The following is a 17,822-nucleotide window of genomic DNA, read 5'->3' on the forward strand; positions in this document are numbered from 1 at the left end:
GATATCATGAATTCACAAATTTTTGGGGCTTTTTGCATGCTTAACCTTGCTATAACAATATTTTTTCTTTGGATTGTGAAATTTTCTAGTGTTTCATATAGGTTTCACAACCATATTTTTTCACAAAGTTTACTTAAACTTCAGCAATTATTTTAGCCGCTAAAGTGAGAGCAGTTTTATGAGCATCCAGTCCCCAGCCCCTATCTTTGTGACATTCAATACTACTTAATGAATCTGCAGTAAATAAGATTTGAGCAAAATCAACTCGGCGAAATTGAGCACATGCAGCCATGGCTGCACACTCCATTTCAACACAAGCAGCACCAAGTTTTCTAAATTGTTGAACTTTTTGAGCAGTTTCTCTGAAAAAACCATCAGTTGTCCAGGTTAAAACTTTCTTAGCTTTTAAACCATTTTGTTTCATTAAAAATTCAATTCGGCTTAAATAAGCTGAGTTTAAGTCAACAAAGTTACTGGCTTCCATATAATGAAATGAAGTACCTTCATCTCTAATTGCTTTAGTTGGTAATAAAAAATAACCTTCTGGAAGGTCAACCAATGTTCCAGCCGAACCAATCGTTAATATTTGCTTAACCCCATAACTAATTAGCCAATCAAGTAATTCAGTGGCAGCTGCAGCACCCAGTTTGGCTTGACAAAATGTGATTTTTTCTTGACCAATTTCAACTTCATAAATGGGGGTTTTACCTTCAAAGCAATCAAATTGTCCTATTAAACGATGCGGATATACTATTAAAAATTGTTTTATTGCGTCCTTTGTAATAAATGCAAATAACAATTTTCGGTGAAAGTGATAGTTCACTTTACTTCTTTCATGGTCTGGCTCTAGTACTGCGTTTCGATTTGCGTCAAAATCTAATAAAAATGGCTGTTGCACTTTAAAACCTCCTAGCTAAAATAAGATTACTGGTATTTTAGCATAAAAAAAGAACTATCCTTATCAAAAAGATAGTTCTTTTTATTTGATTAACGACGTCTCTCTGCGATTCTTGCAGACTTACCATGACGTTCACGCAAGTAGTAAAGCTTAGCACGACGTACACGACCGTGACGCAATACTTCAACCTTGGCTACACGTGGATCATTAACTGGGAAGGTACGTTCAACACCAACACCAGAAGCAATCTTACGTACAGTGTAAGCAGCAGCTATACCTGTACCCTTACGCTTGATTACAACGCCTTCAAACATCTGAATACGTTCATGAGTACCTTCAACAACACGGACGTGAACACGAATAGTGTCACCAGCGCGGAATTTAGGAATATCATCACGTAATTGGTCTTTAGTCAATTCTTGAATTAATGGATCCATTATTATTCTCCTTCTTCGGCATTCATAAACGCTATTTACGCCAGCGGAACACCCCTAATTATTAATGCTTGTAATTCGCACCTGCATTATCTTAGCAAATTAACGGTTTAAAATCAAGTCCGGTCTTCTTCTTGTTTAATTTCCGCCAACATCTTTTTTTCTCGGTCAGTAAATTCGTAATTTTGCAATAAATCTGGTCTTTTCAAGTATGTGACCCGCAATGCTTCTTTTCGGCGCCATTCAGCAATTTTTTGGTGATTACCCGACACCAATACTTCAGGTACTTTCATTCCTTCAAATTCTTCCGGTCTAGTATATTGTGGGTATTCTAATAATCCTTGAGCAAAGCTTTCATCAACCGGTGACGCGGCATTTCCTAAAATGCCCGGTATTAATCTCACAGTAGCGTCTATCATACTCATCGTGGGTAATTCACCACCAGTTAAAACGTAATCACCAATTGAAACAACTTCATCAGCCATATCATAAACTCGTTGATCAAAGCCTTCATAATGTCCACAAATAAAGGTTAAATTTTCTTCATGCGACCAATTTTGAGCAACTTTTTGATTAAAAATTTTTCCTTGAGGTGCCGTGATGATCACTTTCCCTTTGTTTTTTAAAGAAGCAAGTGCTTTTTTTATTGGCATAATCTGCAAAACCATCCCGGCACCACCACCATAAGGAGAATCATCAACATGATGGTGGACATCAGACGTAAAATCACGAAAATTGACTAAGTTTAATTGCCATTTATTATCCTCAAGACCGCGACCTAGCATTGAAGTTTGTAACGGCGTAAACATATCTGGGAAAAGAGTAAGCACATTAATCTTCATCGCGTAAACCCTCCAACAGTTCAACATAGACTTTTTTAGAGTTAATGTCGACTTTTTTAACAACTTCATCAATATATGGAATTAAATATTCATTACCTGAAGTTTCTGTAATTTCCCAAACATCATTAGCTCCAGGAGACTCTATTCCAGTAACTATACCTAAATTACTACCCGTTAAATTATCAACTACCTGACAACCAATAATATCTCGATAGTAGTAAACACCTTGTGGCAAATCATGTTGATCTTCCTTACTAACCACTAGAGTTTTACCTTTCAATTTTTCGGCAGCCTCAAGTGAACTTATTTCGGTAAATTGAACTAGCCAAAATTGTTTGAAAGGTCTACTACTTGCTACAGTTAAAACTTGCTCAAGTTGATTTTTTAAATATAATTGCTGTCCTTTAGCAAAACGCTGCTCCGGAAAGTCAGTAATCACATCAACTTTTAATTCTCCCTTTAATCCATGCGTCGTTAAAATATGGGCAACATCGTAAAATTGCATTTTTTCTCCTAACTCAAAAGAAAAAAGCTTGAAGCAGTTGGCTCCAAACTTTTAACTAACAAATCATTACTTGTTGAATTTTGAATCATGCAACTTCTTCATTAATCCAGCACCAGAAAGAAGTGAACGGACTGTGTCAGAAGGTTGAGCACCTTTCTTCAGCCATTCAAAAATCTTATCTTCATCAAGTTTCAATTCTTTTGGTTCAGAAACTGGATTGTAGTAGCCAACTTCTTCAATGAAACGACCATCACGTGGCATTCTTGAATCGGCAACAACGATTCTATAAAATGGTTTTCTTTTGGCACCCATACGGCGCATACGAATTTTTACTGACATAAGTTAATATCCTCCTAAAAGTTACGAAATATAATATAGCACTTTTGTTTTTTGGTGTAAAGTGTTTTTGCTTAACAGAAGATTTTGTTATGAACGATAGCGTTTAACCTTCATACGTTTTTTCTTATTTTTCTTGAATTTTTTGCCCATATGACGCATTGCCATTCTACCCATTGGTGAATTCATTCCAGGAAGTTTATCCATTCCTTTAAAATTGCCCTTGGTAATTTTGCTCATCATATCACGGGCCTGCTTAAACTGCTTAATCATGCGATTAACTTCCACGATTGGTCGTCCAGAACCTGAGGCAATTCTTCTACGCCGACTCGGATTAAGCAAATCAGGATCCTCTCTCTCGGCTTGAGTCATTGATGAAATTATTGCTTTAACATAAACAATTTGCTTCTTATCAAAGTTCATATTCTTAAGCTGCGGATTATTAGCCATTCCTGGAATCATTTTGATTATTTGATCAAGAGGGCCCATCTTTTCGACCTGTTCCAGTTGATCGACAAAATCGTTAAAATCAAACGTATTTTCCTTCATCTTCTCGGCAACTGCTTCAGCTTTCTGAGCATCATAATCTTGCTGAGCTTTTTCAATTAAGGTTAATACATCGCCCATGCCTAAAATTCTTGAGGCCATTCGATCCGGATAAAATGGTTCTAAATCTTCTAATTTTTCCCCTTGCCCAGTAAAAATAATTGGCTTACCAGTCACCGCTCTAATTGACAAAGCTGCACCACCACGTGTATCACCATCAAGCTTAGTTAAAATAACGCCAGTGATATCAAGGCGAGTATCAAAGCCTTTGGCAACATCTGTTGCAGCTTGCCCAGTCATTGCATCAACAACTAAAAGAATGTTGTCAGGTTGGGCAACCTTCTTGACTTCTTCCAGTTCTTTCATTAGTGGTTCATCAATCTCTAAACGACCAGCAGTATCGATGATAACATAATCATTTTTATTTTGATTGGCCAGCTCTAATCCATTTTGAACTATTTGAGCAACATTAGTTTGGTCTTTTTCACTATAAACTGGAACTTGGAGATTATTACCAATTTGTTGCAACTGTTCAATAGCAGCTGGACGGTAAATATCACCGGCAATTAATAACGGTCGTGCTTTTTCTTGAGTTATTAGGCGTTTTGCTAATTTACCAACAGTAGTAGTTTTACCTGTACCCTGCAAACCAACCATCATAATGATTGTCGGAATATGTTTTGATTTAATCAGTTTAGTAGCACTTGACCCCATTATCTTAGTTAATTCATCATTAACAATCTTGATAACCTGTTGACCGGGATTTAGACTTTCTTGTACTTCTTTACCTAAAGCCTCTTGCTTAATCGTTTTAATAAAGTCTTTAACGACTTTAAAATTAACATCCGCTTCTAATAATGCCAGCCTAATTTCACGACTGGCATTATTGATATCTTCTTCTGAAATTTTGCCTTTTCCAGTTAAATTCCGAAGTGCTTTTTGAATTCTCTCACTTAAATTTTCAAAAGCCATCGATTACTCTTCCCTCATTTTATGTATTAGTTCATTTATCACTGTTAAAGCTTGGTCCCGATTACCTTGCTTGACTAATTCTATCAAAGTAAGCAGGCCTTGCTCAATATCGCGATAATCTTTTTGCATGTGCAATTTATCTTCATAATTTTGTAAAAGTTTGCGACATCGACGTAAATTGTCATAAACTGCTTGACGTGAAACTTGATGATTATCTGCAATTTCACTTAAAGAAAGATCATTGTAATAGTAGTCTTCAAAATAATTTTGTTGGTTTTTCGTCAAAAGCTTGCCATAATATGCATAAAGATCGCCTATAATTTCATTTTTTTCGAGTTCATCCATTACGCTCACCTTTAATTAGTATAGCAAAAAAGTGCCTACTTGACGATTTAGAACATTATTAATTAGTAAATCTACTTATAATAAAGCTTGCTTTTCAGCTAAAATATCGGTATCATTACCACTGGTTATTTTACTTAGTAAACTTATTATGAAGCTAGTAAAAACAATCATAAATCTAATGCAAATCAGTGGCGGTACTTGGGGGATTATAACTTTGGTACCGTTTTTTACTTTAGATAATCTGTCAGAACTTGCACAGTACCTACTGGATATGTTGCTTTACTTTCTACAAGTATAAAATTCAAAGTCGCGAGGAGAATATATATTGAATTTATGGAAAATAATGAATCGGAAAGAAGATCCCACTATTTACCAGCAAAAAGATGGTCAATTAAATCGAACTTTAAAGGTCCGGGATTTTTTAGCATTAGGAGTTGGAACGATTGTCTCAACATCCATTTTTACATTACCAGGAGAAGTAGCCGCACTTCACACCGGTCCCGCCGTTGCAATTTCATGTATCGTTGCATCAATTGTAGCAGGTTTAGTTGCTTTCGCATATGCCGAGATGGCAGCTGCCATGCCGTTTGCAGGCTCAGTTTACTCATGGATTAATGTGATTTTTGGCGAATTTTGGGGTTGGATTTCCGGATGGGCGCTACTAGCAGAATACTTAATCGGTATGGCCTTTATCAGTTCCGGACTATCGGCTAATTTACGTGCACTGATTGCACCACTTGGTTGGAAATTACCCAATACTTTAGCAAATCCATTGGGTATTAATGGTGGTATTTTTGATTTAGTTGCTCTAATTGCAATTTTAATTGCAGCATTTCTGGTTAGTTTTGGTGTTTCCAAAGCATCAAAGGTTGAAAATATTTTAGTCATAATCAAAGTAATGGCAATTTTATTGTTCGTAATTGTTGGATTAACAGCAGTTAAAAAAGCTAATTTTTTACCATTTATCCCCCAATACCGTGTTACCAGTCATGGGGCTTTTGGCGGCTGGCAAGGAATTTACGCTGGTGTATCAATGATTTACATTTCGTTTCTGGGATTTGATGCTATCGCATCTAATTCTGCCGAAGCTGTCAATCCCCAAAAAACAATGCCGCGCGGAATCATCGGTTCATTGCTAATTGCAGTTATCTTATTTGTCGCTGTGAGTCTTGTTTTAGTTGGGATGGTGCCATATCAGCAATACCTAAATTCAGCTGAACCAGTTGGTTATGCTTTAAGACAAACAGGTCATGGATCAATTGCAATTATTGTTCAATCAATTGCCGTTTTAGGAATGTTTACTGCTTTAATTGGATTATGTATGGCCAGTTCCCGTCTAGTTTATTCCTTTGGTCGTGACGGGATGCTACCACAAAAACTAGGTAACCTAAATAAAGACCACCGCCCAGAAAATTCTCTTTGGGCAGTTGCAATTGTTGCTATTATTATTTCAGCTTTTATTCCCTTCTCATTTCTAACTCAACTTGTTTCTGCAGGAACCTTAATTGCGTTCATGTTCGTTTCAATTGGGATTTATAAATTAAGACCTCGTGAAGGTCAGGATATTGCTGACCCAGCTTTTAAGATGCCACTATATCCCCTCTTACCTTGTTTAGCTTTTCTAGGTTCTTTCGCTGTTTTTTGGGGACTAGATAATCAGGCTAAAAAATATATGCTGTTTTGGACAATAGCGGGAATGTTAATTTATTTTCTATACGGAATTCATCATTCTAATATTACCGAAAGAAAATAACAAATTAACTATAGCGATTTTTATATAGTAAAAGTGTCAAGCTAATAACTAGCTTGACATTTTTTTGTACCAAAAAACTTTAAGCAACGCTTTTATAAAATCCAATGATTCTGCTTGTTGCGTTTGCAGTAACAAATTAAAGTCATTTATATGCGACTAGCGAAAGTATAATGATAAATAAAAAAGCACTAATCATCTAGATGCTTAGTGCCTAATAAATTATAAATATGTATTTTAACTAGCTTTCCAATTTATCCATTATAAATTAGCATCCATATTAAATGTCAACTTGGACATCTTGATGGACTCAATCATCATTTGTCCCCATAGTTGCTCTGAACGCTTGCGCGTATATGCTACCGTTTCTTGGTTAGCCTTGGTTAAGTATTCCGTTAATTCAGCACCGGTTTTATTTCCAGCTTTAGCAATCACTTCACTAACTCTACTACGATAATATTGATTTAATTCTTTCAAATAATCTGTATCTAGCTGTACAAATTGTGGGTAGTGGCTTTCTACAAGTACCGCAAGTGACTTATAATACCACCATGCATCATTCATATTATAATCCATTGAAGTATTGCTATATGATGGATCAGTATCATTCATATTAGCAAAAAACGGCACAAATGGCGTAAAAGTAGGACCACCAATACACAGCCACATAACTGCTGCTTTATCTTCTGGAACATCACTTCTAATTTGAAGAATATGAGCATTTTGTGTTCGATTTAATCCAATAGGACGAAAACGATGCTTTTCTTGTTCAGTTCCTTTACCAAAAGGATCATACGGTGTATTTTGATAGTGACTGCCCAATACAAATTCAATATCCTCACGAGTAATTTTCTTTGCTGCTCGCCGAATAAATGGCAGATCACCGTCAGTTGGATCCTGTTCAATTTCAGGATTGAAATATTTTTGACCATACCAAACACGGTTAGTGTTATAAAAACGATCCTGTTGACTATAAGTACCAAAAATATGACGGAAATTCCATCCTTTATGATCAACATTTAGATTGTTTTTAGAAACAAAGTCCTGAATTCCATCGCTCCACATAAAGTTGTCTGGATCATCAAAATCAACTTGCTCAATTGAAACCCGATTAGCTGCAACTGCATATGCATCATCAGGAATTCGTTGTGCAACCCAATGATGACCGGTAACAATTTCCATATACCAAATTTCATCTTTATCACTAAACAAAACAGAATTACCGGCTGGTGACCCATACTTCTTAATCAGCTTACCTAAATACTCAACACCATTTCTAGCTGAATGAATATATGGTAAAACCACCGTTTGCATACAGTCTTCATCCAAACCATCCTTTACTAGTGGGTCATAAGCTAAGGCACGTTCATTACCATAAGTTGATTCGGTACATGACATAGCTACATTTTCTTGATTAATGCCGCTTTCATCGTAATATCCTCGATTTTTGTAATCAACATTCGGAACAGCTGGAACCGCCTGAGCATTTTCCGGTAAGTCCATTCTGAAATTATTAAGCCAAGATTTAATTTTACGGCCCTTTTCGCCTTTGACTGCTGGCTCAATGATAAACTTTTGTGGAGTAATTGGTCTAAAAGTATCATCATTTCGCGCAATCATTGTTGAACCATCAACTGATGCTTTTTTTCCAACTAAAATTGTTGTACATGCACTGTATTCTTTCATAAAAAATCTCCTTTATTCTTATTATATTAAATCATGAAAAAGACCAACAGCATAATTTGCAGCATCAAAGTCAGCCAAATCGCTAGCCTTTTCACCTAATCCAACTAGTTTAACTGGTAATTTCATCTCATTACGTATTGCTAAGACAACACCACCTTTAGAAGAACCATCCAGTTTAGTCAAAACTAAACCAGTTAACTTTGTGGATTTATCAAAATCTTTTGCTTGCAATAAAGCGTTTTGCCCAGTCGAACCATCCAAAACTAGTAAAGTTTCGGTTGGCTCATTTGGTGCCAGCTTTTTTATTGTACGCTCAATCTTTTCCAATTCGTTCATTAGATTTTTTTTATTCTGTAAACGGCCAGCTGTATCAACCAATAAATAATCAACATGTTCAGCTAGGGCTTTACTTGTTGCATCATAAACCACCGATGCGGGATCAGCCTGCTCTTTTCCTGTAACAACCGGAACATTGACCCGTTTACCCCATTCTACAAGTTGCTCGACAGCACCGGCTCTAAAAGTATCTGCTGCCGCTAAAATAACCGATTTACCTTGATCCTTAAATCGTTTAGCTAATTTGCCAATTGTGGTTGTCTTACCCGCACCATTTACGCCAACAAAGAGATAGATAGTGGGCTGATCATCAGCATGAAAGCGCAATTTTTCGCTAGCTGCATCTCCATTTTGATCATATAAATCAACCAACTTTTCCACAATTACTTTTTTCAAATCATCACGTGACTTGGCATTTTGTAACTTAGCTTCATCTCTAAGTTCATCTGTTAAAGTTTCAGCTGTTTCATAGCCAACATCAGATTCAATCAGTAATTCTTCTAAATCATCAAAAAAATCCTCATCAACAGTTCTAAACTTAGCAAAAAATTGATTCAGTCGTGAACCAAAACCCTTATTAGTTTTCTCTAATCCTTTTTCGTACAACTCTGCACTAGCTGTTTCTTGAACTTGAGAATTATTTTTATCTGATTTTTTTTCGTCGACAATTGTTTCTTGAGATGTATTATTTGCAGCCGTCTTGCTAAAAGTCCTATTGTCATTGTCACCATTTGGTTGGTGATCTTGCAGTGAAGACGATTCTTTATCTGTTTCAGTTTGTTTTAAAAGGGGATTTCTCCCACTTTTTTCATCGCTTGATACAGTTTTTACATCTTGGTCAATTTCCTCGGTGCTTTCTTTTGAATCTGTTGCCGTCTTTTTAATAGCTGTTTCGTCATCATTATTACCGAATAAAGACTTTTTTATTTTATCAAATAAACCCAATTTTAATTTACCTCATTTTTTATTTCTCTTAACGACACTGACAATACTTGTGAAACCCCAGATTCTTGCATCACAACACCATAAAGCTGATCTGCTTGTTCCATTGTACCTCTTCGATGTGTAATCACAATAAATTGTGTGTGCAAATCATATTTTTCTAAAAATTGAGCAAAACGTGTCACATTAGCATCATCAAGAGCTGCCTCAACTTCATCAAGCACACAAAATGGAACAGGTTTGACCTTAAGCATTGCAAATAACAAAGTAATTGCCGTTAAAGCTCGTTCTCCACCTGATAAAAGGCTAAGACTTTGTTGTTTTTTACCTGGGGGTTGAGCAATAATTTCTATTCCCGTATTAAGTAAATCATCTGGAGCAGTTAAAACAAGTTTGGCTTTTCCTCCACCAAAAACAATCGGAAATAGTTCCATAAAGTTTTTAGCAACTTCACTAAAAGTTTTATTAAATCTGACACAAACCTCTTGGTCCAATTCAGCCATTGATTTTCGTAAATTGTCACGTCCGCTCAATAAATCATTTTGTTGATTATTTAGAAAATCAAATCTTTTCTTTACATCTTCGTATTCTGCAATAGATTTCAGATTTACCGGACCAATATCTTCAAGCGACATTTGATGCAGTTTAACACTCTTTTGTAGCTTCATCCTGGTTTGTTCATCATTTTCTAAATCAGACTGCGCAAGTGCGGCCTCATAAGTTAAAGAGTAATTCTTGCGTAATTGTTCAAGTCTTTGATCTATTTTACTATTTAATTGTGCTATTTTAACTGAAAAATTTTCTTGCTCATTTGCGGCATTTTTGCGTAAATCATAATTACGACTTGCAACTTGATCAAGCTGACTAATTTTAGCATCAAATTGTCCCAGTTGGGCACTGAGCTTGGTCACTTGTTGTTGCAGTTCTACTTGTTTAATAGTATCCTCTTTAGTTTGTGCTTCTAAGATTTGCTTTTTCTGCTGATCAAGATCACGATTATGGCTAATAGCCTCTAACTTATTAGTCAAATTCTTAATTTGAGTTTGTAGTTGCGTTAAGTGCTGCTGCTTTTCAACTTGCTGCTTAGCAATATTTTCTAGCTTATTTGTGTAAACAGCAATCTTGGGATCAAGGTCTGCTAATTGATCTTGTATATGTTGATTAAGAGACGTAAAGTTTTTGATTTTTTCTTGTAGAGAATCAATTTTTATTTTTTCTTGTTCAATTTGTTCAACAAAAGTTTCTTTTTTCTTTTTCGTAATGTGGATTTTTTCTTGAAGCTCTTTTAATTGTTGTTGATGCTGTTTTTGAATTATTTTAAACAACTTATTTGCTTTCTCTAATCTTTTAACCTCTTTTTCCTGGTTTCGATACGATAACTCAACTTCAGCTAATTCTTGTTTATAATTTTGGTATTTTTCTTGAACTTCAGTAATTTCTCGGTTTAGCTTTTGGTCAACAGAAGCCAACTCTTTATAGCTAACTTGATCTTTTTTTAACTGTCTTTCCAGTTTACTAAGCGTTGCTTTTAATTGATTGAGCTCAGCAACAGTCTGCAAAGGAGAATTATTTTTTTGATTACGTGCGCCACCTGTCATTGAGCCACCAGGAGAAACCACATCTCCGTCAAGTGTTACAATTCGATAGCGAGCAATTCGTTGATGCATTTTTAATGCGTTATCAATGGTATCAACGATAATTGTACTGCCAAGCAAATAATTAATTGCAGGCCTAATATCTTGTACAACAGTGGTTTTAACTAATTCACTAGCTACTCCCTGGTAACCTGTATAAGAATCAAGGATCTTTTTGGTCGAAGTTGGGATTGTATATTCATTCAACCCATCAAGTGGCAAAAAAGTTGCCCGACCAGCATGGTTACTCTTTAACCGATTTATTGCATCGCGTGCACTTAATTTAGAACTAGTAACTAAATCTTGAACACCACCACCAAGTGCTGTTGTCATTGCAGCTTCCAATTCGATTGGAAATGAAATAAGTTCACTTACAACTCCAATCACTCCTGGATAATTATCTAAGTTATTTAAAACAGTTTTTACACCATAATAATATCCTTCATGCCGTTTACGAATATTTTCAAGTGCTTCAAAACGTGCCTTTATTTCCCGGTAGCGCTGGCTGTTGTCTGCTAATATTTGCTGAACATTAGATAACTTACTTTGATTATCATTTTTTTGATTAATTAATTTCGTTAGCGTAACTTGTTCATTTTGGGATTTTTGCCTTAAAATCTTGCCTTGTTCACCCAATCGTTTCAATTCTACTGAGCCATGGTCTAACTGCATTGTTACGTCATTATTTTGATTAGAATGATCATCGACATTTCTTTTTAATTCTGACTTTAAATAGACGATCTCATTATTATTAGATGTTTGGTCCTGTAATAATTGGATATATTCTGCTCGCAAATCATCCAAATTTTGATTTAATTGGTCAGGATTTGCATCAAGTTGCACAGTCAACTTTTCTCTCTGACCTTTTAACTGCTGCTTCTCTGCCTTTAACTTTTGCTCTTTAAAAGTGAGTTCAGCACATTCATGTTCTAATTCTTTTACCTGACCATTTAAGTCTGTTAATTCTGTTTGATATTCGTTTTTAGTCGCTTCATTGTATTGTTTACTTTGCTCAGCTACCTGTAAATCAGTATTAATTTCTGAAAGTTTCTTTGTCAAAGCTAGTAAATCCTGCTGAATTTGTTCGCGTTGCGTACTGATTTTTTTATATTCTGCTCTTTTAGAAGCAACGGCATTTTGTGATTCCTTCACTTCGCGATCAAGCTTTGACAAAAGAACTTGATTTTGCTCTGCCTTTTCTTGGACTGCTTTTTTTTGCCCATCAATTGTTTCAATTTCAAATGCTAGCAAAGTTTTTAAATCCTGATCAAGCCCATTTTTCTGAAATTGATACTCTTTAGCCAATGAGCTTTGTTCATGCAGTGGTTCAAGACGCTGCTGCAACTCTTTAACCAAATCATTAATACGAACCAAATTATCAGTAGTCTGTTCAAGTTGGGCATTTGCCTCTTCCTTTTGCTTTTTAAACGAAAGAACTCCTGCAGCTTCTTCAAACAGACTACGACGCTCTTCAGGACGAGAATTCAAAATTTGATCAACACGTCCTTGCGAGATAATAGACAAGCTATTTTGTGAAATTCCCGAATCAAGAAATAATGATTTAACATCGCGCTGACGAACACTTTGCTTATTAATAAGATATTCGTTTTCACCTGAGCGTAATATACGTCGCGTAATAGTAACCATTTCTGCATCTAAATTCAATTCATGATTATGGTTATCAAAGATCATTGACACTTCGGCATGATTTGTTGGTTGCCTAAATTCACTACCAGCAAAAATTACGTCTTTCATGTTAGACCCACGTAACGATTTCGCACTGGCTTCTCCCATTACCCAGCGAATAGCTTCAGTAATATTACTTTTACCACTACCATTGGGTCCAACAATACCAGTAATTCCGTTATTAAATTCAATTTTTGTTTTATCTGCAAATGATTTAAAACCATCAATAATTAGTTCAGTTAATGGCACAAACTTATCCTCCTAATTAAGTTTTGTCAAAGCTACTTTGGCCGCTTCTTGTTCAGCAGCTTTTTTATTGTGCCCCTTACCTTGTGACAAAACCTTACCGTCGACAACTAGTTGAACTGTAAACCTTAACGGCGTTTGTTCCTCTTTTAAAACCATATATTCAATCTTTACAGGACCGTCTTTTTGTAATAGCTCTTGTAAGTCAGTTTTATAATCTCTGGACGCATCAAATTTACCAGCATCAATGATCGGATAAACAGTTAAGCTTAAAAAGTGTTCTACTGCATCCATGCCTTGATCAAGAAAAAGCGCACCATTAAAAGCTTCAAAAACATCTTCTAACAGTGTTTTGCGTGAACGCGCACCCGCTTTTTCTTCACCATGACCCAGATTTATTTCTGCTGGAAAACCAAATTTTTGTGAAAACTCAGCAAAACCTTCCGTATCAACAATATTGGAGCGCATTCGCGTCAATTCACCTTCATTTAATTCGGTAAAGTTGCAATATAAATAATTGGAAATTGCCAATTCAAGCACTGCATCTCCCAAAAATTCCAACTTTTCATAGTTCCTAATTCCACTTTCAGGATGCTCATTAGCATATGAGGAGTGAGTGAATGCCTCTTCAAGTAATTTTGAATTATTGAATTTAATGTGATATTTTGTTTCTAATTGATTAATAAATTTTGAACTAACCATTTTATCAGTTCCTTTCTTTCCCTAAAATTATACCAGTTTTTATGAACAAAACTGAAAAAAGAAAACTATTGCAAAATAAACTGCAATAGTTTTTCTAAAAATTATTTTATGATTTTATTTATTAAAACAGTTAAATCTAATTTCTATCTGGAAATCTGATCAATACATTATTTAGCATACGCTAAGTTAATCCACATAGTATGTGCTTTTGAAGGTTTCAATGAATAACCTGTTAACTTACTGTTAACTGCATCAATTTCATATTCATTATAGGTTGGAATTACGTAAGCCTCATCATTCATATACCTTTGCCATTCATGGAATTTTTCTACCCGGTAATTATGGTCAAAGGCCTTTTGTGAATCCATTTCATCAATTAACTTATTATTTTCTTGGGTCACAAACCGTGAATAATTGGACATTGTCCCTTCACTGTATAATTGAGTTTGTGATGGTTCACTAGACATACTCCAACCGGCCATGAACATGTCCACTCCCGGAGCGTCGTGTTGCACTTTATCATAGAAGGAATTAAATTCGGTTAAACGTCCGCCAACAAGCTTGACATTCAAACCAATTTTGTTCCATTGCTGAATATAATTTTGGACAATTGGTTCCTGAATAGAGTCTTTGGACATTGCCATGAAGTTAATCGTCAATGGCTTACCATCTGGAGTAGTGCGCCATTTACCTTTCTTCTTATAGCCAGCCTTATCTAAAATTTCATTGGCTTTCTTTAAATTATACGTATAACCCTTATTACCCTTATCAAAGTAATCACCAAACTGCGCCGGAATCAAGGTTGGAATTTGGAAACTTAAGCCATCAGTATAATGTTTATAGACAGCGTCGGTATTCATTGCATAAGCCATGGCTTGGCGCAAATTCTTATCACCCATCTTGGCATGTGGATCCATTACGTTCTCTGATTTTTTAGCATCCCATTTACCAACTTTAAAGGCAATATAACGGTATCCTAATGGAACATGTGCCACAAAAGTTGTGTCTTTAGTGTCTTTAACCTGTTTCCATTGATTGTTAACAACCCGCGCAATATCAAATTTATGACTCTTAATTGCTTGCGAAGCCGAAGTTGGCGCTACAACAGAAATCACAACTTTATCTAATTTTGGCTTGCCGTTCCAATAATATTTGTTTGGTACCCAAGTTACTGATTGTCCTCGCACAACCTTTTGTAATTGATAAGGACCAAAGAAAAGCGGTTTCTTTCTGATTTGATCAGAAGCTTCTAATTTAGCAAACGGAATATTCTTTAAATAGTGATAGGGTGCCGCATTTTCCCAAATATAACCGTTACCACTATTGGTCATACCAGGCTTTAGTTCTTTGCAATGGATAACTACCACGCGCCCATTTTCACCGTCAGGCATTTCAATCCCAGAAATGGTTTTGGATTTGCCTTCATGGTATTCAGCCATGCCATTAATAATATTGAATTGCGAAGAATAACGCTGCGACTTAGTTGCCTTATTGGCAATAATTTCATATGCATATTCAACGTCCTTAGCCGTTACCTGCTTGCCGTCAGACCATTTAACTCCCTTTTTCACGGTAATAGTAGCAGTCTTGGCCTTGCGGTCAAGCTTTAAGGTAGCTGGACCTTGATCATTAATCTTGTAATGATCATCGGTAGCAAATAATGATTCAGAGCCAGGTGCTACTATATCAGCATCAGTTTGGCTCATTTGTAATTCTTCATTAAAAATACCAGTAAATGGAGTATCGGTTTCTTCAGCAACTTTTACAGTCCCGCCCTGTTTTGCGGGTTTGACAGCTGTTTGCATCGGAAATTTGCTGGCAGTTTTAGCGCCCTCATCACCGCCAGCATTATTACTTTTGCCACAAGCAACTAAAGTCAATGCAGCAGCAGTTACAACTCCAATTGAGCCAATTAATTTATTTTTCTTCATAAATGGATTTCTCCTTCTTTATAATGTTTATAGCTGTTTTGGAATAAGTTAATAATTAAATATTATCACTAAAATTTAATTTTGCAACATAATTTGTTAAATTTGTATTATCATCTTTTAATTTATGCTTTTTTGCTTATAAAAAAATCCCGAGCTTACTCGAGATTTTCTGATTATTAATACTACTTATTTAGCGAACCCAACTTCGCCCCATAACTGGTGGCCATTTGAATTATCTGACGGTTTTGTTGAATAACCAGTTAGCTTCTTATTAACTGCTGTAACCTTATATAAATTATCCGTAGGAATAACATAAGCTTCCTCATTCATATACTTTTGCCATTCATGGAATTTTTGTAGTCGGTATGAATGGTCGAAAGATTTTGATGAATCGATTTCATTTAAAAGCCGAGTGTTTTTCGAGGTTACAAATCTAGTATAGTTCATTGGTGCGCCTTCACCATAAAGAGAGGCCGGTGATGGTTCACTGGCTAAGCTCCAACCAGCTAAAAAGACATCTACTGCTGGATCGTCATTTTGAATTTTATCTAAAAATGAATTGTATTCTGTTAAACGCCCACCAACTAATTTAACATTTAAGCCAATCTTATTCCATTGTTGGATGTAATTTTGAATAGTTGGTTCTTGAACTGAACTACCAGTTTTTGCCATAAAATTAATTGTTAACGGTTTGCCATTAGGTTGAACGCGCCATTTGCCTTTTTTCTTGTAGCCAGCTTTATCTAAAAGTTCATTAGCTTTCTTGAGATTATAATCATAGCCCTTAGCAGTTTTATCATAGTAATCCCCAAACTGAGCGGGTATCAAAGTTGGTATCTTAAAACTTAACCCCGAAGTATAACGCTTATCAACCGCATCAACGTTCATTGCGTAGCCCATTGCCTGCCGCAATGCCTTATTATTCATCTTTGACTTTGAATCCATCACATTCTTGCCTTGTTTGGCATCCCATTTACCAACTTTAAAGCCAAGATAATTATAAGATAATGGAATTTGAGCTATAAAGTTGACTCCACTGGTATTTTTAACTTGATCCCATTGATCATTAACTACTTCTGCTATATCAAATTTATGACTCTTAATCGCCTGTGAAGTCGAATTTGGTGAAATTACTTGCGCAGTAATTTTGTCTAATTTTGGTCTACCACGCCAGTAATACTTGTTGGGAACCCAAGTTACAGATTGACCACGCACAATGCTCTTGACTTTAAATGGACCAAAAAAGATTGGCTTCTTTCGAATTTGATCGGAGGATTGTAATTTTTCAAATGGTACATCCTTTAAATAATGATATGGGGATGCATACTCCCAAAAATAACCATTACCACTGTATAACATCCCTGGCTTCATTTCTTTAAAATGCAAAATAACCGTGCGGCCGTTTTCACCATCTGGTAATTCAATCCCAGAGATGGTTTTAGCTTTACCCTCATGGTATTCTTTCATACCAACAATTTCTTCAAGCTGACTACTATAGCGCTGTGCCTTTGTCTTTTTATTAGCCAAAATTTCATATGGATATTCGATATCTTTTGCAGTTACTTGTTTACCATCGGACCACTTAACGCCGTTTTTAACTGTGATCGTAATCGTTTTTGCTTTTTGATCAAGCTTCATAGTAGCTGGACCTTTATCGGTTATCTTATAATTATCGTCGGTATCAAATAATTCTTCTTCACCAGGTGCAGCAACATTACTATCAATAGCAGTTGTAGATAGTTCATCCGAAAAAATACCAGTAAACGGCGTATCAGTTTTTACCGCATATTTTATTGCTCCCCCCTGCTTAGCTTTTTTAACAGGGACAGCTTGTGGAAATTTACTTGCCGTTTTCGCATTCTCGTTATTTGCCGAATTGCTACCACTTTTACCGCAGGCAACCAAAGTCAATGCCGCAGCTGTTACAATTCCTACAGAACGAAGAATCTTAGTTTTTTTCATATATAAAATACTCCAATCTATTTAATGAGTAATCATTATTAAGTTTTCGGAATAAGCTAATAATTATAT

14 protein-coding genes are annotated in these 17,822 nt (G+C 35.7%); 1 reads left to right on the forward strand and 13 read right to left on the reverse strand.

What is annotated here, in order from left to right; genetic code table 11:
• Nucleotides 1–133: 133 nt before the first annotated feature.
• From ACYIAQ_RS04800 to ylxM, 7 genes are all read right to left on the reverse strand, one after another.
• On the reverse strand, nt 134–898 hold the full coding sequence (locus tag ACYIAQ_RS04800; protein ID WP_483562710.1) for a nucleoside phosphorylase: 765 nt from the start codon (nt 896–898) through the stop codon (nt 134–136).
• A gap of 89 nt (nt 899–987) precedes the next feature.
• A complete protein-coding gene (gene rplS / locus ACYIAQ_RS04805; protein ID WP_122023071.1) occupies nt 988–1,335 on the reverse strand; it encodes a 50S ribosomal protein L19 in 348 nt (115 codons plus the stop codon).
• A gap of 113 nt (nt 1,336–1,448) precedes the next feature.
• Complete coding sequence (trmD, locus tag ACYIAQ_RS04810; protein WP_122023072.1) at nt 1,449–2,174, reverse strand: tRNA (guanosine(37)-N1)-methyltransferase TrmD; 726 nt, start codon at nt 2,172–2,174, stop codon at nt 1,449–1,451.
• Nucleotides 2,164–2,679, reverse strand: coding sequence for a ribosome maturation factor RimM (gene rimM, locus ACYIAQ_RS04815; protein ID WP_483562711.1), 516 nt, complete (start codon nt 2,677–2,679; stop codon nt 2,164–2,166). The genes trmD and rimM overlap by 11 nt, the downstream gene beginning before the upstream one ends.
• Before the next feature lie 66 nt (nt 2,680–2,745).
• On the reverse strand, nt 2,746–3,018 hold the full coding sequence (gene rpsP, locus ACYIAQ_RS04820) for a 30S ribosomal protein S16 (protein WP_122018409.1): 273 nt from the start codon (nt 3,016–3,018) through the stop codon (nt 2,746–2,748).
• A gap of 87 nt (nt 3,019–3,105) precedes the next feature.
• Nucleotides 3,106–4,533, reverse strand: coding sequence for a signal recognition particle protein (ffh, locus tag ACYIAQ_RS04825; protein ID WP_483562712.1), 1,428 nt, complete (start codon nt 4,531–4,533; stop codon nt 3,106–3,108).
• Nucleotides 4,534–4,536: 3 nt separating this feature from the next.
• Entirely contained in the window at nt 4,537–4,878 is a 342-nt protein-coding gene (gene ylxM / locus ACYIAQ_RS04830) for a YlxM family DNA-binding protein (protein WP_483562713.1), read from the reverse strand.
• A 325-nt stretch (nt 4,879–5,203) separates the two neighbouring features.
• Here ylxM and ACYIAQ_RS04835 point away from each other — a divergent pair, with 325 nt between their 5' ends.
• Entirely contained in the window at nt 5,204–6,631 is a 1,428-nt protein-coding gene (locus ACYIAQ_RS04835) for an APC family permease (protein ID WP_483562714.1), read from the forward strand.
• Between the two features lie 258 nt (nt 6,632–6,889).
• On the opposite strand, the gene ACYIAQ_RS04840 is transcribed toward ACYIAQ_RS04835, so the two are convergent.
• The 6 genes from ACYIAQ_RS04840 to ACYIAQ_RS04865 all read right to left on the reverse strand — a co-directional run bounded on the left by ACYIAQ_RS04840 (nt 6,890) and on the right by ACYIAQ_RS04865 (nt 17,753).
• The gene (locus tag ACYIAQ_RS04840; protein WP_483562715.1) at nt 6,890–8,314 is read right to left on the reverse strand and encodes a C69 family dipeptidase; all 1,425 of its coding nucleotides are present in this window, start codon (nt 8,312–8,314) and stop codon (nt 6,890–6,892) included.
• Nucleotides 8,315–8,335: 21 nt separating this feature from the next.
• Complete coding sequence (gene ftsY, locus ACYIAQ_RS04845) at nt 8,336–9,595, reverse strand: signal recognition particle-docking protein FtsY (protein ID WP_483562716.1); 1,260 nt, start codon at nt 9,593–9,595, stop codon at nt 8,336–8,338.
• Nucleotides 9,596–9,597: 2 nt separating this feature from the next.
• A complete protein-coding gene (gene smc, locus ACYIAQ_RS04850; RefSeq protein ID WP_483562717.1) occupies nt 9,598–13,161 on the reverse strand; it encodes a chromosome segregation protein SMC in 3,564 nt (1,187 codons plus the stop codon).
• Nucleotides 13,162–13,173: 12 nt separating this feature from the next.
• Nucleotides 13,174–13,860, reverse strand: coding sequence for a ribonuclease III (gene rnc / locus ACYIAQ_RS04855; RefSeq protein WP_483562718.1), 687 nt, complete (start codon nt 13,858–13,860; stop codon nt 13,174–13,176).
• 167 nt (nt 13,861–14,027) lie between these two features.
• On the reverse strand, nt 14,028–15,791 hold the full coding sequence (locus tag ACYIAQ_RS04860) for an oligopeptide ABC transporter substrate-binding protein (RefSeq protein WP_483562719.1): 1,764 nt from the start codon (nt 15,789–15,791) through the stop codon (nt 14,028–14,030).
• Nucleotides 15,792–15,977: 186 nt separating this feature from the next.
• On the reverse strand, nt 15,978–17,753 hold the full coding sequence (locus tag ACYIAQ_RS04865) for an oligopeptide ABC transporter substrate-binding protein (RefSeq protein ID WP_483562720.1): 1,776 nt from the start codon (nt 17,751–17,753) through the stop codon (nt 15,978–15,980).
• Nucleotides 17,754–17,822: the final 69 nt, after the last annotated feature.

It is taken from the genome of Lactobacillus sp. X-49 (assembly GCF_057063645.1).

Coding starts and splice junctions, on each gene's coding strand:
- ACYIAQ_RS04865 (WP_483562720.1), bottom strand. CDS start 17,753: ATGAAAAAAACTAAGATTCTTCGTTCTGTAGGAATTGTAACAGCTGCG.
- ylxM (WP_483562713.1), bottom strand. CDS start 4,878: ATGGATGAACTCGAAAAAAATGAAATTATAGGCGATCTTTATGCATAT.
- ACYIAQ_RS04840 (WP_483562715.1), bottom strand. CDS start 8,314: ATGAAAGAATACAGTGCATGTACAACAATTTTAGTTGGAAAAAAAGCA.
- trmD (WP_122023072.1), bottom strand. CDS start 2,174: ATGAAGATTAATGTGCTTACTCTTTTCCCAGATATGTTTACGCCGTTA.
- ffh (WP_483562712.1), bottom strand. CDS start 4,533: ATGGCTTTTGAAAATTTAAGTGAGAGAATTCAAAAAGCACTTCGGAAT.
- rpsP (WP_122018409.1), bottom strand. CDS start 3,018: ATGTCAGTAAAAATTCGTATGCGCCGTATGGGTGCCAAAAGAAAACCA.
- rplS (WP_122023071.1), bottom strand. CDS start 1,335: ATGGATCCATTAATTCAAGAATTGACTAAAGACCAATTACGTGATGAT.
- ACYIAQ_RS04860 (WP_483562719.1), bottom strand. CDS start 15,791: ATGAAGAAAAATAAATTAATTGGCTCAATTGGAGTTGTAACTGCTGCT.
- rimM (WP_483562711.1), bottom strand. CDS start 2,679: ATGCAATTTTACGATGTTGCCCATATTTTAACGACGCATGGATTAAAG.
- rnc (WP_483562718.1), bottom strand. CDS start 13,860: ATGGTTAGTTCAAAATTTATTAATCAATTAGAAACAAAATATCACATT.